Annotated in this window: 23 protein-coding genes and 2 tRNA genes; 9 read left to right on the forward strand and 16 right to left on the reverse strand. The window is 66.2% G+C overall.

Annotated elements, in window-relative coordinates; translation table 11 throughout:
- Positions 1–32: 32 nt before the first annotated feature.
- The 4 genes from F579_RS0103860 to F579_RS0103875 form a co-directional block, all read right to left on the reverse strand.
- Positions 33–2,309, reverse strand: a complete 2,277-nt coding sequence (locus tag F579_RS0103860) for a diguanylate cyclase (RefSeq protein WP_026301031.1) — start codon at positions 2,307–2,309, stop codon at positions 33–35.
- Between the two features lie 146 nt (positions 2,310–2,455).
- A tRNA-Leu gene (locus F579_RS0103865) sits at positions 2,456–2,542 on the reverse strand.
- Between the two features lie 43 nt (positions 2,543–2,585).
- Positions 2,586–4,559 carry a M48 family metallopeptidase gene (locus F579_RS0103870; protein ID WP_019024187.1) on the reverse strand — a complete coding sequence of 658 codons (1,974 nt, stop codon included), beginning with the start codon at positions 4,557–4,559 and terminating at the stop codon, positions 2,586–2,588.
- Between the two features lie 9 nt (positions 4,560–4,568).
- Positions 4,569–5,153 (reverse strand): LemA family protein, encoded by a 585-nt coding sequence (locus F579_RS0103875; RefSeq protein WP_019024186.1) that lies wholly within the window; start codon positions 5,151–5,153, stop codon positions 4,569–4,571.
- 139 nt (positions 5,154–5,292) lie between these two features.
- On the opposite strand from F579_RS0103875, the gene F579_RS0103880 reads away from it, so the two are divergent.
- The 5 genes from F579_RS0103880 (at position 5,293) to F579_RS14875 (ending at position 8,775) form a co-directional block, all read left to right on the forward strand.
- Positions 5,293–6,117: a motility protein A gene (locus F579_RS0103880; protein ID WP_019024185.1), complete on the forward strand. Its 825-nt coding sequence runs from the start codon at positions 5,293–5,295 to the stop codon at positions 6,115–6,117.
- Between the two features lie 2 nt (positions 6,118–6,119).
- Positions 6,120–6,938, forward strand: coding sequence for an OmpA family protein (locus F579_RS0103885; protein WP_026301030.1), 819 nt, complete (start codon positions 6,120–6,122; stop codon positions 6,936–6,938).
- A 120-nt stretch (positions 6,939–7,058) separates the two neighbouring features.
- Positions 7,059–7,964 carry an HPP family protein gene (locus F579_RS0103890; protein WP_019024183.1) on the forward strand — a complete coding sequence of 302 codons (906 nt, stop codon included), beginning with the start codon at positions 7,059–7,061 and terminating at the stop codon, positions 7,962–7,964.
- 75 nt (positions 7,965–8,039) lie between these two features.
- A tRNA-Arg gene (locus tag F579_RS0103895) sits at positions 8,040–8,116 on the forward strand.
- Positions 8,117–8,448: 332 nt separating this feature from the next.
- Positions 8,449–8,775 carry an ATPase gene (locus tag F579_RS14875; protein WP_081616894.1) on the forward strand — a complete coding sequence of 109 codons (327 nt, stop codon included), beginning with the start codon at positions 8,449–8,451 and terminating at the stop codon, positions 8,773–8,775.
- On the opposite strand, the gene F579_RS0103905 is transcribed toward F579_RS14875, so the two are convergent.
- The gene (locus F579_RS0103905; RefSeq protein WP_019024181.1) at positions 8,683–9,450 is read right to left on the reverse strand and encodes an arylesterase; all 768 of its coding nucleotides are present in this window, start codon (positions 9,448–9,450) and stop codon (positions 8,683–8,685) included. The two genes, F579_RS14875 and F579_RS0103905, sit on opposite strands and share 93 nt — an antisense overlap.
- Here F579_RS0103905 and F579_RS0103910 point away from each other — a divergent pair.
- Positions 9,449–10,159, forward strand: coding sequence for an ABC transporter ATP-binding protein (locus F579_RS0103910; protein ID WP_019024180.1), 711 nt, complete (start codon positions 9,449–9,451; stop codon positions 10,157–10,159). The two genes, F579_RS0103905 and F579_RS0103910, sit on opposite strands and share 2 nt — an antisense overlap.
- Positions 10,156–12,678, forward strand: a complete 2,523-nt coding sequence (locus tag F579_RS0103915; protein WP_019024179.1) for an ABC transporter permease — start codon at positions 10,156–10,158, stop codon at positions 12,676–12,678. The genes F579_RS0103910 and F579_RS0103915 overlap by 4 nt, the downstream gene beginning before the upstream one ends.
- 13 nt (positions 12,679–12,691) lie before the next feature.
- Here the strand turns inward: F579_RS0103915 and F579_RS0103920 are convergent, their stop codons facing one another.
- Entirely contained in the window at positions 12,692–13,573 is an 882-nt protein-coding gene (locus F579_RS0103920; RefSeq protein ID WP_019024178.1) for an undecaprenyl-diphosphate phosphatase, read from the reverse strand.
- A 258-nt stretch (positions 13,574–13,831) separates the two neighbouring features.
- Here F579_RS0103920 and F579_RS0103925 point away from each other — a divergent pair, with 258 nt between their 5' ends.
- Together F579_RS0103925 and F579_RS0103930 are read left to right on the forward strand one after the other, a co-directional pair.
- On the forward strand, positions 13,832–14,263 hold the full coding sequence (locus tag F579_RS0103925; RefSeq protein ID WP_019024177.1) for an Rrf2 family transcriptional regulator: 432 nt from the start codon (positions 13,832–13,834) through the stop codon (positions 14,261–14,263).
- 23 nt (positions 14,264–14,286) lie between these two features.
- Complete coding sequence (locus tag F579_RS0103930) at positions 14,287–15,954, forward strand: ExeM/NucH family extracellular endonuclease (protein ID WP_026301029.1); 1,668 nt, start codon at positions 14,287–14,289, stop codon at positions 15,952–15,954.
- Here F579_RS0103930 and F579_RS0103935 read toward each other — a convergent pair.
- From F579_RS0103935 to F579_RS0103980, 10 genes are all read right to left on the reverse strand, one after another.
- Positions 15,951–16,889, reverse strand: a complete 939-nt coding sequence (locus F579_RS0103935) for a mechanosensitive ion channel family protein (RefSeq protein ID WP_019024175.1) — start codon at positions 16,887–16,889, stop codon at positions 15,951–15,953. The genes F579_RS0103930 and F579_RS0103935 overlap by 4 nt on opposite strands.
- Before the next feature lie 9 nt (positions 16,890–16,898).
- On the reverse strand, positions 16,899–17,705 hold the full coding sequence (locus F579_RS0103940) for a hypothetical protein (RefSeq protein ID WP_019024174.1): 807 nt from the start codon (positions 17,703–17,705) through the stop codon (positions 16,899–16,901).
- A 57-nt stretch (positions 17,706–17,762) separates the two neighbouring features.
- Positions 17,763–18,848 carry a PA0069 family radical SAM protein gene (locus F579_RS0103945; protein ID WP_019024173.1) on the reverse strand — a complete coding sequence of 362 codons (1,086 nt, stop codon included), beginning with the start codon at positions 18,846–18,848 and terminating at the stop codon, positions 17,763–17,765.
- A 98-nt stretch (positions 18,849–18,946) separates the two neighbouring features.
- Positions 18,947–19,438, reverse strand: coding sequence for an O-acetyl-ADP-ribose deacetylase (locus F579_RS0103950; protein WP_019024172.1), 492 nt, complete (start codon positions 19,436–19,438; stop codon positions 18,947–18,949).
- 7 nt (positions 19,439–19,445) lie between these two features.
- Positions 19,446–19,910 carry a hypothetical protein gene (locus tag F579_RS0103955; RefSeq protein ID WP_019024171.1) on the reverse strand — a complete coding sequence of 155 codons (465 nt, stop codon included), beginning with the start codon at positions 19,908–19,910 and terminating at the stop codon, positions 19,446–19,448.
- A gap of 124 nt (positions 19,911–20,034) precedes the next feature.
- Positions 20,035–21,072, reverse strand: coding sequence for a dihydroorotase (gene pyrC / locus F579_RS0103960; RefSeq protein ID WP_019024170.1), 1,038 nt, complete (start codon positions 21,070–21,072; stop codon positions 20,035–20,037).
- 66 nt (positions 21,073–21,138) lie between these two features.
- Positions 21,139–21,396 (reverse strand): DUF167 domain-containing protein, encoded by a 258-nt coding sequence (locus F579_RS0103965; protein ID WP_231365775.1) that lies wholly within the window; start codon positions 21,394–21,396, stop codon positions 21,139–21,141.
- A gap of 5 nt (positions 21,397–21,401) precedes the next feature.
- Positions 21,402–22,148: a class I SAM-dependent methyltransferase gene (locus tag F579_RS0103970; RefSeq protein ID WP_019024168.1), complete on the reverse strand. Its 747-nt coding sequence runs from the start codon at positions 22,146–22,148 to the stop codon at positions 21,402–21,404.
- Between the two features lie 72 nt (positions 22,149–22,220).
- The gene (locus tag F579_RS0103975) at positions 22,221–23,114 is read right to left on the reverse strand and encodes a hypothetical protein (protein WP_026301027.1); all 894 of its coding nucleotides are present in this window, start codon (positions 23,112–23,114) and stop codon (positions 22,221–22,223) included.
- Positions 23,115–23,278: 164 nt separating this feature from the next.
- Positions 23,279–24,136, reverse strand: a complete 858-nt coding sequence (locus tag F579_RS0103980; RefSeq protein WP_019024166.1) for an alpha/beta hydrolase — start codon at positions 24,134–24,136, stop codon at positions 23,279–23,281.
- Between the last annotated feature and the right edge of the window lie 98 nt (positions 24,137–24,234).

Consider the following 24,234-nt stretch of genomic DNA (forward strand, 5'->3'; position numbering starts at 1 on the left):
AGAACACGCCCCATCAGCTGAGTGTTGGCGACTTACGCCCGCGGCGTGGAGCACCCATAGTTATGGGGTGCATCACCCGCCAGGCCGACATCGTTGCGCCCCTGCGCCTTGACCTGATACATGGCCCGGTCGGCCGCGACCATCAGGTCCGACAGATGCCGGCCTACATCCGGATAGAAGGCCACACCAATACTGGATGTGACTTTCAGCTCCACGAATTCGCCAGGACCGGTGTGGACCTCGAACGTATTATTGAGGTCCTGCTGAACCCGCTGGGCCAGGTGAAGGCCCTCTTCACGCTCCTCCAGCGGCGCGGTCAGGACGATGAACTCGTCCCCACCCAGACGGACGAGGACGTCGTCCGGGCGCAGGTGCGATTTCAGCCTTTCCGCGACCCGGCGCAAGAGCTGATCGCCCACGGCATGACCATAGCGGTCATTCACCGGCTTGAAATGATCCAGATCGATGAAGAGCAGCGCGAGGCGTCCCCCCTGACGCTCGGCACGCGCCGCCAACCGCGGGAACGCACGATCCAGTGCCGCCCGGTTGGCCATCCCGGTCAGGGGGTCTTCCCAGGCCATGGTCTTCAACTTGACTTCGAGTTCCCGCCGATCCGTGACATCAAGCGCGTGCCAGACAACGGCGGGGAGGCCGTTGATTGCGCGCGCAAGAGGCCGGATCCGTGCCTCGAACCAGCGCGCACCGGTTTCATGCTCGGGGATCCCCAGACGCTTCAGCAGATCCACGTCCAGACGGTATTCGTTCGTTTGCAGTGTCCCCTCGTCGATCGCCCGGTTCACCATTTCGAGGAAGTTCGCCGCCACGTCCGAGGGAAACAACTGATCCAGGGTGTCGCCAAGGAGGGTTGGGGCCATCTCCTGTCGATGGCAAGCCTCCCCGAACACGTGTCGAACCGTGCCCTCCGAATCGACCACAAAGGCATACCCCGGAATGGCCTCGAACATCGCGTCCTGTAGATCCCGCGCCGCCGTCAGTGCGTCGAACAACAACCGGTTCTCATTGACGTCGACAAACGTCAACAGCCATGCTCGGCCTTGCTCCCAGTCCACAGGCACCCAGCGCAACAGGAAAAAGCGACAGCCCCCTTGAAACACGCATATGCGAACCTCGCGCCCATGCGTCTCGGCCGGTGTATCGGTGAAATCGAGGTTGGGTGGAAGCCGATCGAGATCATCCGGATGCACAAGATCCAGCTGGGACAGCTCCGTATTCACAGGCGGTTGTTGCCCCAGCATCCGAACAAACGCCGGGTTTGCCCAGAGGATGCGTCGCCCCGACACCACCAGCGTCGGGTCTTCCAGCCGATTCACCAGACCCCGGTAGCGATCAAGGTCGCGCCGACGTGCCTGCATGCCCGTGCCGACGCGATAGGTGTAGCCGCCCACCGCAAGTGCGCCCACGAACCCCAATGCCCACCAGGCCATCGGGCGATCCGTACCCCTGTGCGCCGGGTCAACATCCGCCAGCAGCTGCCATTCGCCCCCCGGGAAGCGAATCCGATGCCGGTACGACGCCTCTTCGTCGAGGCCGTGCGGGTTGTAGAACAACGGGCCGGCCTCGCCCACACCATCCCGGCCGCGCAGGGCCAGCAACAGCGTCCCCCGTTGTTCACCGATGCCCGCACGCTCCAGCAAGGCCTCAAAATCCAGCGCTATGCTGCTGATACTCAGCTGGTTTGCATGCTCGTCAATGACTAGGTGAGAAGGCCCATCTGGAGCGGGATCCGTGTCCACTGGGGCGCGCACCAAGAGCCCATAGCCACCCTGAACCAGCGGCCAGGGGCCCGCTACGACCACCTCTCGTTCGTTCAGGACTCGGCGAAAGGAATCCGCCTGTTCGGGATGAGTCGCGAGGTTGAGCCCGACCACGCCCTCGTTCCCCTCAAGGGGATAGACGAATTCGATGATTGGCCCCCGTGCTAGCGTCAGGGAGATCACCAGATCTTCATGCCCGCGGTAGATGCGCTCGGCTACGCGCTCGAACTCGTCGCTTTCCAGGTCCGGATGCACATAGGCGTAGGCCGCCAGGCCGATGGTCGAATGCACCAACCCATTGATCAGGCTTTCCACCTGAGTGCGCAGACTGGCGAGCTCGCCCGCCACCGCGGCACTCTGGCGATCTTCCAGCTCGATCTTCCAGGCGCGGTCAATCAGCAGAAACAGCCCGAGGAACACGAGAGCGGCCGCCAGGCCCAGGACAAAGGGACCCGCCGTGGAGTGCGAATCCCGGCCCCCGTGTCGAGGCGCGTCGTCAGGGGCTTCCGTGCGCGTGTGGGTACTGTCATCCATGCCCAGACCTGTCACTACCAGCGGAATACCCACTATGCGCCCAAAACGCCCCCCTGTGAACGGTGAGATCGCTGCTCGGCAAAGGCCCAGAAACATGCTTCCGCGAGGCATGAAAGGTCCACAAAACACGGACGGAAGGAACGGTATGGTGGGGGCGGCCGGACTCGAACCGGCACAGCCTTGCGGCCGAGGCATTTTAAGTGCCTTGCGTCTACCCGTTTCGCCACGCCCCCGGGGACTCGCATCATACCGGCTGCGCAAGCCCCGTGTGGAGTGTCAGTCGGGCGACTCGCTCCCCTGCGAGCCGTCCGCCATCTCGGCGATGGGCAGCGGGATGTGCAATGCAGCGGCCATGGCGCGTAACAGCTCGATCTCGGCCACCTGAACACCACCGCCGCGCTGAACCGTCGCCAGCATCGCCTCCACCAGTGTCCGCTTGTCCTTGACCCGCAGCTGGTCGAGCCGCTCCAGGGCCTTGTCGAGCACGGATGCCCAGGCAGTGCCGGCAGTAGCCTGCTCGAGCTCCGGCGGGGCTTCCGACTCCAGCGGCATGATCCCCGTGAGCGCCGCCACACCGGCATTGAACGCTGTAACCGCCGCATCGGGATCATCCGGATGGCCGTGATGGGCCAGAACCGCGAGCACGTAGCGCGCCTGCCCGCCGTTGTCGGCCAGCCGACGGCGCCCCCCCGAACGTGCCTGCGAAGGCCGTTCGATATCCCGCAGCTGGCGCCGGACAAGCCGCCCGAGCGCATACTCGAAGGCCGACACCCGTCCATCGGCCTGAATCAACTCGTCGACCAGACGCGACAGGACTTCACGTTCCTGCGGCGGGTGTCGGCGCAGCACGGGGAAGGCCATCTCCAGCAGCGGGATGCGCAGATCCGGGCTGAGTTCCGGCACTTCCTGAAGCAGTTCACGTACCCGCTTTTCGCTGTCTTCGCCACGCGTCTCGAGGATGCGCATCAGCTGGGCATCGCGCACTTCGGAATCGGACGAAATCAGCAGGTACAGCACGACCTCGGCGGCCCAGCGGTCGGAATGCACCGAGCGTTCCAGGGCGCTGGGCACCGCGGCGACCAGGAATCCCGCCCCGAGGATATGCGCAAGACCAGGGTCGCCAATCGCCTCGAGCAGGGCCTCCGGGTGTAGCCCCAGCCCACCCCCGGCCTTCGGCTCGGCCTGTTCGCGCGCGGCTTCGGCCTTCTGCTCCTCGCGCCGGCGCCGCGCATCTTCCTGCATCCGTTTTTGCACGGCCTCGAGCTCCGAGGGGTCGAAACCCGGGTCGATTTTGCGGATGCGATCCTCCAGCGGCGGATGCGTCGCGAACATCCGGCCCAGCCCGCCGTTAACGAACAGCATGTGGCCGACCTCTTCGCTGTCCGCGTTGAGGCCGGAATAGCTGGCCCCGATCTTCTTCAGTGCCCCTGCAATGCCCTCCGGCTGGCGCGTGAACTGCACGGCCGAGGCGTCCGCCAGGTATTCGCGCTGACGCGATACCGACGCCCGGATCCAGCGCCCGAAGAACAGGCCGATGTAACCGACGATCATCAGCACCAGGCCCGCGACCACGATCCCGCCCGCGTTGCGGTTGTTGCGGGAAAAGCGCATCGCCATCAGCACACGCTGCCCGATCAGCGCCATCACCAGAATCCCGAACAGCATCCCGACCAGGCGGATGTTCATGCGCATGTCGCCATTGAGGATGTGTCCGAACTCGTGGGCGACCACGCCCTGCAACTCGTCCCGGTTCAGGTGTTCCAGCGCACCGCGCGTCACCGCAACCGCCGCATCCGAAGGCGAATACCCGGCCGCAAATGCATTGATCCCCGGCTCCTGCTCCAGCACGTAGACCTCGGGCACCGGCACGCCCGAGGCAATCGCGACCTCTTCCACCACGTTCATCAGGCGTCGACGCAACGGGTCCCGGGTATCCCCCTCGATCCGCGTCCCCCCGAGCTCGCGCGCGACCGCCCCGCCGCCATCGCGCAGGCTCAGCATGCGATAAAGACTGCCCAGGCCGATCAGGCCCACGGTGAACGCGCTGGTCCAGCCGACCACGCCCAGGTTGTCGCGAAGAAACTCCCGGGTCAGCCAGGGTTCGCCCGGTGCGGTCGCCTGCGCCTGGCCGAACAACACCAGCGCGATCAGGTTCATCACCACCACAATCGCCAGCACGGCCAGCATGAACAGGCCCAGCAGCCAGCGGGTGCGCCGCTGGGCACGGTCCTGATGCTCAAAGAAATTCATGCCCTGTCCCTAGGAGAAGTTGACCTCGACCGGCTCGCGCTTTTGCGGATCCTCGATCTCCAGCAATTGTGCGGTGCGGAAGCCGAAGTTGTTTGCGATCAAGGTGTTCGGAAACATCTCGCGCAGGATGTTGTACTGCATCACCGCATCGTTATAGCCCTGACGCGCGAAGGCCACCCGGTTCTCGGTGCTGGTCAGCTCCTCGGAGAGCTGCATCATGTTCTCGTTCGCCTTCAGGTCCGGATAGTTCTCGGACAGCGCGAACAAGCGTCCCAGGGCGCCGGACAGCCCCTGCTCGGCCCCGGACAGCTGGCGCACGGCCTCGGTGTTCGTGGGGTCCCCGCCCACCTGCTTCAGCCGGTCCATCGCCTGATTGCGCGCCTGGATCACTGCTTCCAGCGTGTCGCGCTCGTGGCTCATGTAGCGTTCCGCGACCTTCACCAGGTTCGGGATCAGGTCGTAGCGCCGGGTCAGCTGGACGTCGATCTGGGCAAACGCATTCTTGTAGCGGTTGCGCGCCGTCACCAGCCGGTTGTATGTCCAGACCGCCCAGACCACGAGCAGCACCACAATCGCGATCAGCACCCATTCCATGCCGGCCTCTCCCTCAGCAAACAAAGCCCCGAGTGTACGCAGGAACGACGCCGCCGGCGAACGCCCGGGACTGCGTGAACCCGGCGCGGCCGTGCTATACCCTGACCCCCATCAATCCCGGAGCCTCACGGATTCCTGAATGAATCTCTCGACCCTTCTCGGCATCATCGGCAGCCTGCTGGTCTTCGGCAGCGTGATCGCCTTTTCCTCGCAGGATTTGCATGCCTTCCTGAACCTGCCGGGGCTGGGCATCGTGCTCGGCGGCACGATCGCCGCGACCCTGATGAGCTACCCCTTTCACGAGGTGGTGCGGGTCTTCCGTGCGGGGGCGCACGCCATCCGCGAGGAACACTACGACATCGCCCGCGACCTGGAGGAGATCGTCCAGGTTTCGCGCTACTGGTATTCGCAGAACCTGCGCGGCGTCCAGCAGCGCCTCGAACAGGTCCAGAATCCGTTCCTGCGTACCGGCATCCAGCTGGTGATCGACGACACGCCGATGGACGACATCCAGGACCTGCTGAACTGGCGCATGGCCCGCCTGCGTGCCCGCGAACAGGCCGATGCGCAGATGTTTCGCACCATGGCCACCTATGCCCCGGCCTTCGGCATGCTCGGGACGCTGATCGGCCTGATCAACCTGTTGCTGACGACCGAGACCGACGACTTCACCATCATCGCGGTCAACCTCGGGATCGCCCTGATCACCACGTTCTACGGCATCCTGCTCGCGAATCTCGTGTTCCGCCCGATCGCGATCAAGCTGGAACGCCGCACCGAGGGCCGCGTCGTGCTGATGACCATGGTGCTCGAAGGCATCATGCTGATGCGCAAGGGCCGCACCCCGGGGTACATCCGCGAGACCCTGCGCTCGTTCATGGAGAACCACCGCGACGAGATCCGCCAGACGGAGCCCAACGGCGTAGCCGACACGGATGAAGCCGATCGGCAGGAACGCACCTGAGCATGCCCAGCCCCGGATACTCCACTTCCAGCCGAGCGGCCATGCAGGCCGAGATGCATGCTCAGGCGGCCACGCGTCCGGAGCAGGCCTTTCTCGGTTCCTATCCCGGGGAGCGCCAGCGCGACGACGAGCACGCCTGGATCCTCACCTACCTCGACGTGCTCACCCTGGTTATCGTCGTCTTTGTGATCCTGCTGACCTTTATGGATCCGCGGGACGACCGCCCCCTGGCCAGCGCGGCTCAACCCATACAGCTCGCCCACCCCGATCACCAGGCCCTCCTCGACCCGTTGATCGCGCCACTGATGGGAGACCTGGGGGATCTCGAGGGGCAACTGCATCAACCGCTGCCGGAAGCGGACGCCCCCGATCCGGAGGGCATGGGCACGACCGCGTCCAGAATGCGCGAGCATGCGCCTCAGGGCGTCGAGGTCGTCGAGCACCCGGGCCGCACCGAGCTGCGGATCCAGGACGAGATCCTGTTCGCCAGCGGTCAGGCCGATTTGCAACCGGAAGGCCGGACGCTGCTGGCCCAGCTGGAGCCCCTGCTGGACGAGCACGACGGCCTGATCACCGTCGAGGGACACACCGACAACATCCCGATTGCGACGGAGCGCTTTCCCTCCAACTGGGAGCTCTCCTCCGCCCGGGCCAGCGGCGTCGTCCGCTACCTGGTGGATCAGGGACTCGAGGCCGAGCGCCTGCGCGCGGTAGGCCGCGCCGACACCCAGCCTGTAGCCAGAAACGACACTGCGCGAGGCCGATCCGAGAACCGGCGCGTCGCGCTGATCCTCGAGTCTCCAACGGCCGCGCATCCATGACGGTCTAGGGATTCCCATGCCTGCCCCGGGAATCCCGCAGCACGCAACCCACCACTTGACCGCAGACCCTGCGCCCCCTAAAGATGTGCGCCTTATTCAGCTTCTGAGCAACTGGCAGACATGCGCACAGGACGCGGCCTCCTACTCGGCGACTTCCTCGACACCACCAATCACAAGGACAAGCTGATCGCCCTGATCGGGGCCGTGATCGGTCTGTATCTGTCACTGGAGGTCGCGGCCTCGGTCACCGAAAGCGGCATTAACGGGCTCATCCTCGCCTCCCTGGGGGCTACCGCCGTCCTGCTCTTTGCCGCACCCCGGGCCGCGCTGTCCCAGCCCTGGAATGTCCTTGGCGGGCACGCCATTGCCGCCATTGTGGGGGTTGCTGTCCGGCAGGCGGTGGACCACCCGCTGGTGGCAGCCGCGCTGGCGGTCGGCCTCACCGTCTATGCGATGTACTACTTGCGCTGTCTGCACCCCCCCGGGGGTGCCACGGCCCTGTATGCCGTGGTCGGCGGGGCCTCGGTCGAGGAACTCGGCCTGCTGTTCATCCTGCACCCGGTGCTCTCCAGCGTGGCCGTGATGCTGATGGTCGCCATCGTGATCAACTACCCGTTTCCATGGCGCCGCTACCCGGCCGCCCTGGCGCGTCTGGACGAACCCTCGCCCGCCGGACCATCCGGTGCACTGGAACGTGCGGGCCTGAGCCAGGCCGACCTGGAGCACGCGATGCGCGATCTTAATTTGTATCTCGACATGACCGAGGACGACCTGGCCCGCCTCTATCTGCTGGCACGACGCCACCACGAGCACCCGGACGCGATCGATCCTGCGGATATTCGACCCGGACAGTGCTACAGCAACGGCGCCCAGGACCACGCCTGGAGCGTGCGCAAGGTCCTGGCGCGAGATGGCGAGCTGATCACGTATCGCGTCATCAGCGGCGCGGGCGTTCCCGAGGAAGGCCGCTGCTCCGTGACGGACTTTGTTGCCTGGGCACACCATCGCCTGGACGCTCCAGGGTGACCATCACCATAGCCTGGGCACCGCCAGGCCCCTTTGGCGCGAATCCCGACACATGCTTATACTCGCGGCGCGGTTGTCTCCGTAGCTCAGCTGGATAGAGCAGCCCCCTCCTAAGGGGCAGGTCGCAGGTTCGAATCCTGCCGGGGACACCACCTTCCATTAGCGTTTCCTTATTGAAGCACTGATCAACGTACACGCTCGCGTTGGCACCCCAGGTTTTCCGAGACAAGGCGCGGTGCGCAGCGGGTAGTGGTTCTACCAGCACGTGCCGCAACACAGGATCGGGGAACCTGGGGTACCAACCCCGAAGGGGCTCGGCCGCTTTTGCATGCGCACGGCGTTGCGACTCCCTTGTGCAGAATGACTGCACGGCAGTCGCCGCGCCTTGTTCGCATGCAAGAGCGACTCGAGCGCGAGCGTGTACGTCGATCAGTGTTTCCTTAACGAACTGGTGTCGGCGCAAAATCCGCCGTAAGGTACGTCAATGGCGACGCTCACCACGGAACAGGCCGAACGGCTGGTCGATCTCCTGGCCCCACTGATCGGGGTGCAGGGGGAAGTCGATGGCCGCATGGTGGAACTGGTCGAGGTCCTCGACGAAGGTCCCCGCGGCGAGCCGGGTATCGCGTTGATGGAGACCGGCCTGGACCGCCCGATCCAGGCCAATCAGTACGGCGACCCGCTTTCGCGGCATTCGCTGGTTCGTACCCTGCCGCTGCTATCCGAGGTCGAACGCGATGTCCACCCAGTGCTGCGCCAACTCCTTCCCGAGGACGTCCTGACGGATCTGCGCCGGGCGCTCGGAAACTGAAACCGCGTCGTCCAGACAGGCTTCTATCCCGCGCATCATGGGCTCCAGGTGGGGCCATACCGCATCCAGCATGTAGGGCTGCGCCTCGGGCGTCGGATGGATACCGTCATCCATGATCATCCCGTCGCGAAAGGCGACCTCGTGCAGGAAGAACGGCTCGAACACCAGCCCGCGTTCCCGGGCCAGATCGGCGAAGACGGCCTCGAACCGCTGACTGTACTGGGGGCCATAGTTGGGCGGAATGCGGATCCCGAGCAGCAGGGTCTGGGCGCCCGCCGCGTCGATCGCCTCCAGCATCGCCTCCAGGTTCTGGCGCATGGCCCGTGGCGACAGCCCGCGCAGGCCGTCGTTGCCCCCCAGGGCCAGGATGACGAGGTCGGGGCTCTCGCGTTCAAGAACCTCCGGCAGGCGTTCGCGTCCCCCGGCCGTCGTCTCGCCACTGATCGAGGCATTCGCCACGCGCCAGGGATGGTTGCGCTCGCTCAGACGCTCTTCCAGAAGCCCCACCCAGCCTTCCGCATCGCTCATCCCGAATGCCGCGCTCAGGGAATCACCGAACACCAGCACCTTCGCGGGTTCTTCCCCTGAATTTTCCGAGCTGATGGAATTCGCAAGGCCAAGCGGACTCCATAGCAACGCGAGCCACGCAATAATGACCAGGGAATAACGCCACATGGATGCATCCTCATCTTCGGTTCTGGAAGCCCGCGACCTGCAACAGCGGATCGCCGGCCCCAGCGGTGTACTGGATATTCTGCGCGGAGTCTCGCTCTCGGTTCACACCGGCGAGACGGTTGCCATCCTCGGCGCCTCCGGCTCCGGCAAGTCCACATTGCTGGGACTTCTAGCAGGTCTGGACGCCCCAAGTGCCGGAGAAGTTCGCTTGCTGGGGCAAACGATCAGTGAGCTGAACGAGGATGGCCGGGCGGCCCTGCGCGCCGGGCGCGTCGGCTTCGTGTTCCAGTCTTTCCAGCTCCTCCCGGCACTGACGGCTTTCGAGAACGTGCTCCTCCCGCTTGAACTGAACCCCGAGCACGAGGCGCGCTCGCAAACCGAGATCTCCGCCTGGGCCCGCGACGCGCTGAAACGCGTCGGGCTGAGCGAGCGCGAAGCCCACTACCCGCACCAGCTCTCGGGAGGCGAGCAGCAGCGCGTCGCCATTGCCCGCGCGATCGTGGATCGCCCGGCCGTGTTGTTCGCCGACGAGCCCACCGGCAATCTCGACGGCCAGACCGGCAGCCGCATCATCGAACTGCTGTTCAGCCTGGCCCGACAACCGCATGACCACAACGATCGCACGGCGCTGATCCTGGTGACACACGACGCCGATCTCGCGCAGCAATGCGATCGCATACTTCATATCGAGGACGGCGTGCTGGCATGACGCGGCTTTCCGGGCGCGGCGGTCCGCGCGAATGGATTCGCGGCACCTGGCGCGAATGGCGTAGCGCCGAACTGCGCGTGCTCGCCGCGGCGCTGGTAGTCGCAGTGGCGGCGGTCGCGGCGGTCGGGTTTTTCACCGACCGGGTGGATCGCGGCATGGCGCAGCAGGCGACACTGCTTCTGGGCGGGGACATGGCCGTAGTCGGCGATCAGCCAATCCCGGAAGACTGGCTCGAGGAGGCCGAACGCCGAGGCCTCCAGACCGCCCGCACCGCCGCCCTGCCCAGCGTGCTGTTCACCCCCGAGGACGACTCCCGCCTGTCCGCGCTGCGCGCGGTGGACCGTGACTGGCCCCTGCTGGGCGAAGCCCTCGTACGCACCGCCCCGGACGCGGACCCCGAGGTACGCACCGAGGGGCCGGAACCTGGTACGGCCTGGCTGGAGGGCGCCCTGCTACAGGCCCTGGAGCTGGAGGTTGGCGATACGGTCGAGGTCGGCGAACTGGCGCTGGAAGTGGCCGGCGAGATCACGCGCGAGCCGGATCGCGGCAGCGCCCTGCTGGATATCGCGCCTCGGCTGATGCTCTCCTATGAGGACCTCGAGGTTAGCGGGCTGATCGGACCCGGCAGTCGCGTGCGCTACGAACTCTTTGTGACCGGCCCGGCGGCCCAGATCGAAAGCTACCGCGACTGGATCGAGGAGCGGCTGGAGCCGGGTCAGCGCCTGCGCGGCCTCGATGACGCCAACCCACAGCTGCAGGTCGCGATCGAGCGGGCCGAGCGCTTTCTCGGGCTGGCCTCGCTGATGGCGGTCCTGCTGGCCGGTGCGGCGATCGCGGTCGCCGCCCATCACTTTGCCCAGCGTCGTGCGGACGCCGCCGCGGTCATGCGCGCGCTGGGCGCCAGCGGGCGCCATGTACTCAGGCTTTATTTTGGTCACGTCCTGATCATTGCCTTGCTCGCCAGTGGCATCGGGCTGGTCATCGGGTTCGCCGCGCAGTTCGTACTCTCCGCGCTACTCGGGGAGTGGCTGGCGGGCGACCTGCCGCCGCCGGGGTGGCGCCCGGTGGCGGCGGGCCTCGGCGTGGGCCTGATTACCGCGATTGGCTTCGCCCTGCCCGCGTTGCTGCGCATCGGCCAGGTGTCTCCCCTGCGCGTGCTGCGTCGTGATCTGGGGCTACCGCCCGCCTCCGTCTGGCTGTCGGGGCTACTGGCCCTGTTGGCCTTCGGTGCGCTGTTGTATTGGCAAGCGGCCGACCCACGCCTGGCCGCCTGGGTCCTGCTGGGAACCGCGGGTGCGCTGGTCGTACTCGGGGCGCTGGGCCTGCTGCTGGTGCTGGCCCTGCGCCCGCTGCGCAATCACGGGGGCATGGCCATGCGATTTGGTCTCGCCAACCTCTCCCGCCGGGGCGGACTGAGCGCCGTGCAGCTGGTCGCCTTCAGCATCGGCATCCTTGCGCTATTGCTGCTGGCGATTGTGCGCGTGGACCTGCTCTCGGCCTGGGACGCCAGCATCCCCGCCGATGCACCGAACCAGTTCTTCGTCAACATCCAGCCCGGACAGGAAGAGGCGTTCGCTGACCGGATCGAGGCCTCCGGGCTCGAGCGCCCGCAGATGGACCCGATGATTCGCGGACGCCTGATCGCGATCAACGACAACCCGGTCCAGCCCGATGACTTTGAGGACGACCAGACCCGGCGCCTGGTGGATCGCGAGTTCAACCTCTCCTACGCGGAGGAGCCGCCGGAGCACAACCGCGTGACGGAGGGCCACTGGTTCCACCACGGGCCGACCGGCGAGGCGGCCGACGGTGCCTGGTCGGTAGAGGCCGGGCTGATGGAGCGCTTCGGACTGGAGATCGGCGACAGCCTGACCTTCCGGGTGGGCGGGCAGCCGGTGCGCGGGATCATCGCCAATGTACGCGAGGTCGACTGGGACAGCTTCCGCGTCAATTTCTTTGTGATCGGCCCGCCCGCCCTGCTGGGCGAGCAGCCGCGCACCTACATCACCGCACTGCATGTGCCGGAGGGGATGGGCGCCGAGCAGAACCGCTGGCTTCGCGAATTCCCGGCCGTCTCCGCGATCGACGTCGGCGCGATCATCGAACAGGTCCGTGACGTGATGGACCAGGCCACGCGGGCGGTGGAATACGTGTTCCTGTTTACGCTGCTCGCGGGCCTGACGGTGTTGTTTGCGGCGGTACAGGCCACGCGCGACGTCCGCCGCCGCGAGACCGCCCTGTTGCGCACGCTGGGGGCCCGACGCCACCACATCCGGCGGGCGCTGCTGGCCGAGTTTGGCAGCCTGGGCTTTCTGGCCGGCCTGCTGGCGGCCATCATCGCCACCGCGGTGGGGGCCCTGCTGGCCTGGCAGGTGTTCGAGTTCGACTACCGCATCAACCCGATGACGTTCGTGTTCGGGATCGTCGGCGGGACCCTGGGCATCGCGCTGGCCGGTTGGCTGGGGACGCGCAGCGTACTGCGCCAGGCGCCGCTCGGGGTCCTGCGCGGCCCCGAGTGATGCACCACGGCCATCAGTGACCGTACATGATGTCCACGTCGAGGAAGCCGAACAGCACCAGGGCCGCCAGCGCCCAGACGTAGAAAGAGAAGACCTTCAGACGCGCGCGATAGAGGAAGAACAGCACCATCTTCAGCGAGACCACCCCGACCACCGCGGACACCACAAACCCCACAATCAGCGGCGTCCAGCTCAGGTCCCCCAGCCCGTTGCCGTTCGTCCAGACATCCAGCGACTGGACGGCGGTGGCCGCCAGAATGGTCGGGATGGCGAGGAAGAAGCTGTATTCCGCCGCCCAGCGCCGCTTGAGGCCCGAGAACAGCGCGAAGGTGATGGTCATCCCGCTGCGGCTCAGCCCGGGCACCAGCGCGAAGCCCTGCGCCACACCAATAACCGTGGCGATCTTCGGCCCCAGCTTGCGCAGGCCCAACGGACGGCGACTGAGACGGTCCGTCCACCACAGCAGGATGCCCGTGAGCGTGAGCGTACCGGCGATCAGCGTCGGGTTGGCGAACACGTGCTCGAAGCTCGCCTTCAGCGTAAAACCGATCACGGCCGTCGCGAACACCGACAAGCCGCAGAGCAGCGCGAGGCGCAGGAACAGCATCTCGCGGCCCGCGCTGCCGCCGGCCGAGGCCCATTGCCAGCTCTCGCGGGCGATCCCGCCGCTCAGGCGCCACAGACTCTGGCGGAACACATAGACAATCGACACCAGCGTACCGACATGCACGACCAGATCGAACAGGATCATCTCCGGGCTTTCCGGCGGCGGCAGCGGCTCGCCACTGAGGATCAGCCAGTGCTGGGTGAGCACCAGATGCGCGGTCGAACTGACCGGCAAAAACATGAAAATGCCCTGCACGACACCGAGCAGGGTGGCAACCCAAACTGTCATTCCGATTCCGGTTTTGTCCCAAAGGCGGGCGCAGTATACGGAAACGGCCCGGGAAACGTTGTTACCGGGTTCGCGCCCCGACACTCGGTTTCATATACCCAACGTACTTGTTTTTGCGCCAGCACGCGCTTATCGTGCCGTTATACATTCACGTAGCCGTATATTTGGCAGCCGACCAACCGAACCCGTGCGACCCGCGAGAACGTACGGGACCTGGCGAGCGCCGATCTGGCCTGCAAACCGCCAACGAGTCACCCCATGCAACTAACTCGCTTTACTGATTTCTCCCTGCGCGTCCTGATGTACCTCACGGTCCAGCCCGACGGCCAGCGCGTCACCGTCACCGAGATCTCCGAACGCTTCGGCATCCCGCGCAACCACCTGGTCAAGATCGTTCACCAGCTGGGCCAGAAAGGATACCTGGTCACCCGCCGCGGCAAGGGCGGCGGCATCTCGCTCGCGCGCGCCCCTGAATCGATCAATATCGGGGCCGTCGTTCGCGACATGGAACCCAACCTCAAGGTCGTCGACTGCGAAAGCCCGATGTGCCCGATCCTGCCCGGCTGCCAGCTGCGCGGGGTACTGGACGACGCCCGCGACGCCTTCCTCGCCGTGCTCGATCAGTACAGCGTGCGCGATGTCACCCAGTCGCCCGAGAACCTTCGGTCCCTGCTACGCTATAGCGCCTGAGCCGCAATCCCGAGGACGCCGCCATGGATCGGCACGTGACCTCCTTGCAACCACCACGATGGACCGCAACCCTGCTACTTGCGGCCCTTGTGCTTGTCGCGTCGCCCGCGCTTGCGCTGGCACCCGCCTGCCCGTCCGACCGCGCCAGCCTCACGACCGACGAGCTGCTGGCGGAACCACTGGCGGACGATACATCCGTCGTCCTGGAGGGCATCGTCACCGGGGTCTTCATGGGCGACGATGAGCTGGGCGGCTTCTACCTGCAAAACAACGACCCTGAAAGGCCAACCGGGCTGTTCGTCTATGCCCCGCGCCACGAGCCGGTTACGCCGGGTGATCGTCTGCGCGTACAGGGCCGCTTTGGCCATCACCACGGCCGTCCCCAGCTCGCCCGCATCGACGGCGTCGAGAACTGCGGCAGCGGTCGCCTGCCCGAAGCGGTGATGCTCGAGCTCCCGCGCGACGCCGAACGACTGTCTGACTTTGAAGACGTGCGCGTGCGCTTTGATCAGACGCTGACCGTATCGGGCCACAATGAACTCGAGCGCTACGGCAACCTGAAACTCGCCGCCGGCGGACGCCTGTGGCACCCGGGGCAGACGGGAGCATTCGACGACCACGACCATGCAGAACGCCGCATCGTGCTGGACGACGGCAGTTACCGCGCCCGTCCGGACCCCATCCCTTATCTCGACGACCAGGGGACGCGGCGGGTCGGCAGCCAGGTCACGGGCCTGACCGGCATCCTGACGCATGCCTTCGATGCCCACCGCCTGCACCCGACCGAAACGCCACGGTGGGAGGGTGGCACCCGCCCCGAAGCGCCTGAACCGCCGGCCGACGGGGCACTGCGCATCGTCACTGCGAATATGGAAAACGACTTTGTCACGCTGGGCGAGCGTGGCGCGGCGAGTCGCGGCGAGCGCGAGCGACAGGAGGCCAAGCTGAATGCCGCCCTGCTCCCCCTGAAAGCGGACCTGATGACAACCATCGAACTGGAAAACCAGCCCGCCGCCCGCGAACGCCTGATCGAACGCCTGAATCAGCACGGCGATATCCACTACGAGGCCGTCCGGCACCCGGCGCCCGGTACCGACGCCATCAAGGTGGGCATTACCTATAGACCCGATCGGCTGGAGCTGCTGGATGCCGTGGCCGACGAAGACCGCATACACCATCGCCCGCCACTGCTCGCATGGTTCGGCACGCCGGAAGGCGAACCCCTGTTCGGGGTGGTCGCGGTGCATTTCAAGGCCAAGGTCGGCTGCCCATCCAGCGGCGACGTGGATCGTGGACAGGGCTGCTGGAACAAGCGGCGCACGGCCCAGGCCGAACGCCTGGCGCAATGGATCGAACAGGAACGTCGTGAAGGGCTGCCCGTGATCATTGCCGGGGACCTGAACGCCTACGCCGCCGAGGATCCGCTACGTGTATTGCGCGAGGCGGGCAAGCACGATCTGGTCCATGACGAGCCCGACCAGGCCTATAGCTATGTCTTTCGCGGACAGTCCGGGCAACTGGACTACCTGCTCGGCCCCGAGGGAATCGCTGAACACGTCGGGGACGCTGGCTCCTGGGCCATCAATGCCGACGAACCGGCGTTTCTGGTATTCGACGGGAACCAGCCCGCCGACGGACCATGGCGCGCCTCCGACCACGACCCGGTCTGGCTGAACCTGCGGGTCGACTAGTCGCGCGCTGGGAGTTGCTCTGACGCTCCTGCGTCGGCCTCCGGCTCGGTGACCTCCTCGTCGATCTTCTCGGCGGCCTCCGTTTCCTCTTCGCTCAGGTTGTCCTGGATCAGGCGCACGGGGATCGGCCCACCATCAATATGGCTCAGCGTGCGCTGCGGGAACGGGATCTCGATGCCGGCCTCGTCCAGTGCGGCCTTCACCTGCATGTGCATGCTGTTGCGCAGGTCCAGGAATTTCTCGCGCCGCGCCCAGACCGACAGCTGAATCTTCAGTGCGGAATCCCCGTATTCAAGGAAGATGAACAGCGGCTTGGGCTCCTCCAGGCAGACCGGGTTACGGTCCGCCACGCCCATCAGGATGTCGCGCAGCGCCTTCAGGTCGGTGCGATAAGCCACCCCGATCTGCATGTCCAGACGACGGATCGGGAAGCGCGTCATGTTGGTGATCTGCGACTTCACCAGGCTTTCGTTCGGCACCCGCACCAGCAGGTTGTCGAAGGTGCGCAGCTTCACCGACAGCAGGTCGATGGACAGCACCTCGCCGGTCGCGTCCCCCACCTTGATGATGTCGCCCACCGAGAAGGGCCGTTCGCCGATCAGGAACAGCCCCGAGATCAGATTGGACGCCGAGGTCTGCGAGGCAAAGCCCAGCGCGACCGTCAGGATGCCCGCCGCCCCCAGCAGAACGGTCAGATCGAAACCCAGCTCGCGCAGCCCGGAGACAACCGCCAGCACGATGATGATGTAGAAGCTGATGCGACGCATCAGCATGATCTGCTGGGCATCCATGTGCCGGCCGAAGGCCCGCGTCAGGTTGCGCGAGACCAGCCGCGCCAGGATCAACCCGACGATGATGTACAGCGAGGCCCGCAGCGCGGCGAGGAAACCGTCGCTGGTCAAAAAGTCCATGGTGCTTTGCATCCAGGCGTCCATCCTGCGTTCCTATTGAAACAGGGCGCTGAACGCCCGCACCATCACATGCCGACCACCCACCTCGCGCGGCTCGGCGATCCGCGTTGCGCCCTCGGCCTCAGCGGGCGGCCCAGCGTCGATCTTCATCGCCGCCATATCCTTGTCTTCCTCGCGCTCCATGCGTACCGCCGGGGTCCACAAGCGGTTGTGGCGATCGGCATAGACCGGGAGACGCGGCACCGGAAGATTCACGCGCTCCAGGAACAGCGCATCCAGCGCCTTGTTGTGGATCGTCAGCGGCGTGACCACGCGATGGGGGCGCTCGGGGACATCCTCCAGGGCCAGCCGCGCCTGGGTGCGCGTCGCATAGCACAGTTCCCCCTCGACCGTATTGGGGCCGAACCAAGTGTCCGAGGGCGCATAAACCGGGAACTCGTGGGCCCGTGCATCGCCCAGATAGAACTGGACCCAGGCAGGCGAACTGAGAAACAGCGTGACCCGGCCCTGGGCCGGCACATAGAACGGGTTCTCCGGCCGACTGACCATCGGACGGTCGGCCAGGGCGATACGCAGTTCCGGCTGGGTGTCGCCGGTAGCACCGGCGAAGCGCAGGCGCTCCGAGAGCGACTCGGGCCACTCGGCATCGGTCGGCACCTCGATATCCAGCGTTGCATCGGCCGCGTCCCGCGGCCGGTCCAGCCCAAGGCGCCATTCCGCCGGGGAATGTTCGAGCCAGATATCCAGCGGCCCGACCGACCAGCGCCCGATCCGTCCTTGTGGCAGCGACCAGCGCCCCCACCAGGTTGGCCGCTTCCCTGTCTTGTCCTTGTCGGTCATCCCTGGTGGTGTCCTGTGTCCGTTGCCGATGTTCTCGACGACCACTGTAGCGCACTCCTAGAAGAGTTCCAGCTGCGGACCGCGGTCGGCCTCCGGCGCCGCCGGTGGACGAAAGCGTGTGGTATCCAGCTCCGCAAGGCGGCCTGCCAGACCGGCCCTGCGCCGGGCCAGGCGAAAGCGCTGGCGCAGCAGTGTGGCATAGGGGCCCGCTCCGACCATCCGGTGGCCGAAGGTCGAATCGTACAACTGCCCCCCGTGCGCCTCGCGCAGGCGCTGCAGCACATGGTCCGCTTTCAGTGGGTGGTGCGTACGCAGCCAGTCCTCGAACAGCGGCGCCACCTCCCGCGGCAGGCGCAGGAGCACGTATCCGGCGCTGGTCGCCCCGGCCTCGCGCGCCGCATCCAGCAGAGATTCCAGCTCGCCGTCGGTGAGCACCGGAATCAGGGGTGCGACCAGCACCGCCACCGGCACCCCGGCCTCGCTCAGCCGTCGCATGGTTTCCAGACGCCGCTGGGGCGCGGCCGCGCGGGGTTCCAGGTGGCGCGACAACGCTCGATCCAGCGTGGTCACGGAGATCGCCACCTGCACCAACCCCTGCTCCGCCATGGGTCCCAGCAGGTCCAGGTCCCGCTCCACCAACGCGGACTTGGTCACGATCGAGACCGGATGTCGCGCCTCGGCCAGCACCTCCAGCACCTCACGGGTGATGCGCCACTCGCGCTCCACAGGCTGGTAGGCATCCGTGTTGATGCCCAGTGCCAGCGGCGTCACGCGATGCGCGGGCCGTGCCAGCTCGCGGCGCAGGCAGTCCGCCGCGCCGACCTTGGCGAACAGCCGGCTCTCGAAATCCAGGCCCGGTGACAGCCCGACATAGGCATGCGCCGGTCGCGCGAAACAGTATGCGCAGCCGTGTTCACAGCCCCGGTAGGGGTTCAGGGACAGTTCGAACGGGACATCCGGCGACTGGTTCCAGGACAGCACCTTGCGTGGGTGCTCCGGTGTCACCTCGGTGCGCAGCGGCCGAGGCTCCTCGTCGTCGCCCACCCAGCCATCGTCAAATGCTTCGCGGTGCGTGGTCTCGAAACGCGCCAGGGGCTGGATCGTCGCGCCGCGGCCACGAACCGGTCCATCACGCTGGTTCATCGGCGCGGGCCGTCAAGGGAAGCACTGATCCATGTACACGCTCGCGCCCGAGCGCGCCCGTGTACATCAATCGGTGCATCCCTGGAAGACAGCATGCGTCAATGCCCCAGCCGTTCGCGGTAGACATCCGCATCGGCCGCACTGAACGCGCAGACCAGCAGACGGCGAAACTGGTCCTCCTGCGCGCGCAGCTGTTCCAGCGCGATGCCCGCCGCGCGGTCCTTCGGAAAGCGGTAGACACCCGTGCTGATCAGGGGAAAGGCCACCTCGCGCAGGCCATATTCGATCGCCAGTTCCAGGCTTGCGCGGTAACAGGAGGCCAGAAGATGGTCCTCGCCTGCCTGACCATCCTGCCAGACGGGGCCGACGGTGTGGATTACGTACTCGGCCGGGAGTCGAAACCCGGGGGTAATGCGCGCCTCGCCGGTGGGGCAGCCACCAAGGGCCCGAGTCGCCTCCAGGAGTTCGGGGCCGGCGGCGCGATGAATGGCCCCGTCGACGCCGCCACCGCCCAGCAGACTCTCGTTGGCGGCGTTGACGATCGCATCCACCTCCAGGGTGGTGATGTCGCCCTGTACGACCGAGATCATGGCTGCCCTACGCCGGCACCATCCAGAGCGTCAGTGACAGCAGGATGGCCGTCATGCTCAGGCCGATCACCGGCAGCATCATGATCCCCGCCAGCGCCTCGCGCCGGAACAGCCGAAACGCCATGCCAATAAGCGTCAGGGCCCAGCCAAAGGCGACGAAGAATGCCAGTGCGAAGATCTCGTTGCCCCACAGCACGATCAGGGCTACCGGCAGCGCCAGGTTCAGGAACACCACGCCCAGCTCCTGCGAGCCTGCGGCACGCCCGGCCGTCAGCGCGTAGCCATAGGCGGCCCAGACCATCACCATGCCAAAGGCCAGCGCGCCTGCGGCCGGCGACTCCAGCGGCGCGCGCAGGATGGCCGCGCCATGCGGCTCCAGGCCCACGCCCAGCGCGATGATCAGCAGGCCCACGCCCACACTGATCAGCAGCCAGAACCACAGGGTTCCGCGTTGTACGTCCGGTTCGGTCATGTGCCCTCCCTGGGGTCGGAAATTGGCTACTCGATGCAAACGATGTCTGTACTACCGGGGACCACGGGGACGGCTTGAGGTTCGGACCCGCCACCGCCGCTGTCGTGTCGGTCACGCCGTGGGGTCAATGCCGCGCCAGCTGCCAGGCGACGGTTTCGCCCGCGCGCAAGGGCACGCCCGGGTCATGGCCGAACAGCACCGCCTCCGGCACGGTCCAGTCCACCCGCTCCAGCGTGATGGTGTCCGTGTTGCGCGGCAGGCCATAGAAATCCGGGCCGTGGAAGCTGGCGAAGCCCTCCAGCTTGTCCAGCGCATCCACCGAGGCGAAGGCTTCCGCATAGAACTCGATCGCCGCATGGGCCGAGTAGATGCCCGCGCAGCCACAGGCGGACTCCTTCGCATGCCGCGGGTGCGGCGCGCTGTCGGTCCCGAGGAAGAAGCGCGGGTGCCCGCTGGTCGCGGCTCGCAACAGCGCCTGGCGATGGCGCTCGCGCTTCAGGATCGGCAGGCAGTAGTGATGCGGCCGAATACCGCCGACGAACAGCGCATTGCGGTTATACAGAAGGTGCTGCGGGGTAATGGTCGCGGCGATGTTGTCCGGGCCCGACTCGACGAACGCCACGCCCGATTCGGTCGTGGTGTGTTCCAGCACCACCCGCAGTTCCGGGAATTCGCGAATCAGCGGCTGCAGGTGGCGTTCGATAAACACCGCCTCGCGGTCGAAGATGTCGACCTCCGGATCGGTCACCTCCCCATGCACCAGGAGCGGCAGATCGACCCGCTGCATCGCCTCGAACACCGGATAGCATCGCCGGATATCCGACACACCACTGGCCGCGTTGGTCGTCGCCCCTGCCGGGTACAGCTTCACCCCGTGAATGAACCCGCTGGCCTTGGCGGCCTCGATCATCCCGGGCGTGGTTGCCTCGGTCAGATAAAGCGTCATCAGCGGCTCGAAGTCGGCTTCCTCCGGAAGCGCCGCGAGGATGCGCTCGCGATACTCGGCCGCCGCCTCTACCGTCGTCACCGGCGGCTTGAGGTTCGGCATGATGATCGCGCGGCGAAAACGCCGGGCGGTATCCGGCAGCACGCTGCCGAGGACATCGCCATCGCGCAGGTGCAGGTGCCAGTCGTCGGGTCGGGTAATCGTCAGACGGTTCATGGGATCCTGGAAGAGTCGCGGGAGCCCTGGCGGCTCCATTGAGGAAACGCTGATTGAGTCTGGCAATCAGAATAACGCGCGGTGCAAGTCCGCCTCGCTGTAACCCTCGATCGCCACGGTCTTGTCGCGCGCGGTCGCACCCGCCACAACGCTCACGTCACGGGCCGGGCAACCCAGCGCCTTCGCCAGCAGGGCACAAACGGCCTCGTTTGCCCGGCCTTTCTCTGGTGGGGCCTGCACCCGAAGCTTGAGGATATCCCCCATCCAGGGGCCAATCGCATCGCGCTTGCTGCCCGGCGCCACGCGGACCCTAAGGCGAGCCAAACCGCCTAGTCGGCCGGCCGCGTCGCCAGGTAGGCGCTGAATACGCCGAGCTGCACATCGCGCTCGACGTCGCGGAAACCGACATCCTCCAGCACGCCCATGATCTTCTCCGGCGGCACGCACTCGTTGATCGTGTCCCAGAAATAGCGCATCAGGAGATGGCCGTCCGGGTCGCGCGTCAGCAGACGGCTGAGAAACGGGATGAAGTCGCGGAAATAGAACCGCGCCATCTTGAACTGGCGCTCCGTGCTGGGCCGCGAGACCTCGAGGATCATGCAGCGACCGCCCGGCTTGAGCACGCGGAAGTACTCCCCAAACAGCTCGTGCAGGTCGCGCACATGGCGCAGGCCGTAGCCCATGTACACACGGTCGAACTGTTTGTCCGGCAGCGGCAGCTGCTCGCCCAGACCCTCGATGAAGCGCGCCTTGATCGAGCGCCGGGCCACGTCGATCATGCCGCGGCTGGGATCGACACAAGTGATGTTCTCGTCACCGACCACCTTGCGCACCTCGCGCGCCACCGGGCCCGTGCCCGTCGCGACATCCAGGATACCCATGCCGGGCTGCAGGCCGGATTTCTTCAGCGCGTAGCGGCGATAGGCCTGGCCGGTGCCGAGAAACCCCCAACGCAGGATGCGGTCGTAATGCGGTGCCGTTCGGTCGAACAGGTCATCGACAAACGCCCGTTTTTCCGACTCGTCGCCGTAATAGTCCTTCAGTACCGGATGCGGCTTGTACCCCGGATCATTCATCCACTTCCCCCTTCTGCGCGCCGCGCGCGCCCAATGCCAGTTCAATGCCCGCGAGAGGCGGGGCCCTGCGGGCTAGCCCTCGCGGTACAGCCCTTCGATTTCCACTAACAGTTCGCTGCGGCAGATATCCCCATGCAGCAGCAGGATGTCAACGTCTTCGCCCAGGCACTCGCGCAGATGCCGCTGCGCGCGAGCACCGTCTGCTCGGTGGCGCAGATAGACCTTCAGCATCGACAGGTCGCCGGGATCGCGCAGAGCCACAGCGCCCTCCTCGGAGGCCGCCGCCAGCAGCACCCCGATATTGCGCAGGCTCTCGTCGATCTGGGCCTCGAGATCCTCCGCGTGCCGGCTTTCGTGGCCCACGATGCTGGCCGTCCCGGAGATGAACAGTTCCGCGGCCCCGCACGCCTCCTGACTCATCCGCGCCCGCGCGAACGACGGGCTGCGCGGTCCGTACTGCCGCGGATAGCGAAACGCGCTGACCTGGCGCGGATTCTCGATACGCAGCGTGGTCTCGCGCATGGCGATGAAGTAGATCAGCATGCCATCGACATGCGTACCAATAGCCGTCGCCGCCGGCAGGTGCCGCTCGAAATCCGGCAGGGCCTCGAACACACGGGCGCGCCCGGCACAGAAACTGCGGTAGCGCTCCTGGCCGTTCAGTTCCTGGTTGATCGCGGGGAAGTAGTTCCAGGCGCGCACCAGGTGCCCGAATCCCCGCTCCTGGCAGGCCTCGAGGATCGCATGATAGGCCTGCTCGGTGATCGCCTCGGGGTCCTCGTCGGCGCCATGCGGCCGATACCAGCAGCCCACGAGCCGGTCCCCCGCGTGCGCCAGCATCAGGTCATCGATTTGTTCGGTGCGCACCGCGCCCGCCGCATACCAGAGCTCGGGCGCCGCCTCGCGGCCTTCCGGGATCTCCAGCGGCTCGAGACCTAGGGCAATATCGATCCCGTCCGGGCGCAGCTTGGCCCCGGTAACGGGACCGAAACGCAGCGTGAGTACCGGTGCGTCCCCCCGGCCTTCCTGCCGACTGATCGCGAGCCCCGGTGGGCCTAATTCAAGCTGAGGCATTCATGCGTCCATGCCGTTCAAGACGGGCACAAAAGACGCCGATTTTAGCACCGCGCCTACTCCCCGTCCCCATTCGTCGCATCCCGCGGGCGCAGCTCCAGGCCTGCATCCTCCAGAAACTCGCGCAGGCCCTCGATGTAGCGCGATCCGGTCGCCCGAAAGGCATCATTGTGCCCGCCGTCCATCTCCATCAACTGTGCCTCGTCTCCGCTCGCCTCCAGCAGACGCTCGGCATGCGCAAACGGCACGATCTCGTCCTCGCGCGCATGGGCGAACAGCAGCGGCGCCTCGATCGCCCCCACCCGTCCAAGCACGTCGTATTCATGCCGGATCAGCGCGCGCACCGGGAGCCAGGGGTAGACCTCCGCCCCGAGGTCGGCGGCCGAGGTAAAGGCCGCCTCCAGGATCACAGCCGCGGGATTCCGGGTCTCGGCCAGCCGCGCCGCCACGGCCGCGCCCAGGGACCGCCCAAACAGCACGATCTCCTCGGGTTCGTACTCCAGGTGCTCGCGCAGCCAGTACCAAGCCGCACGGGCATCCTCATAGGTGCCCTCCTCGTGGGGCCGCCCCTGGCTCTGGCCGTACCCGCGGTAGTCGATAATCAGCACTGCAAGCCCCAGGTGATGGAACTGCTCGAGCGACTCCAGGCGATGGCCGATATTCCCCGCATTGCCATGCAGAAACAGCAAGACCGGCGCATCATCTTCCGGGCCCGGCAGATACCACCCGTGCAGCCGCACGCCGTCCTCGGTCTCCAGCGCCACGTCCTCGTATTCCAGCCCGATATGCGCGGGACTGCCGACCACATTGCTGCTGGGCATGTAGATCAGTCGGTCCTGCGTCAGATAGATCAGGCCCACGACCAGGGCGTAGCCAACCGCCAGAATCAGCGCCAGTTTGAACAGGTTCAGCATGATCCGATCGTGACCCGGCAGGGGTCCGATGGCAAGCCAAACCGGCAGACCGTCACATGAATTGCCTTCGGACAGAGCCTTTGCCCGCCGGACGGCTG

Source organism: Thioalkalivibrio sp. ALJ21, from assembly GCF_000378605.1.
Classification (GTDB): domain Bacteria; phylum Pseudomonadota; class Gammaproteobacteria; order Ectothiorhodospirales; family Ectothiorhodospiraceae; genus Thioalkalivibrio.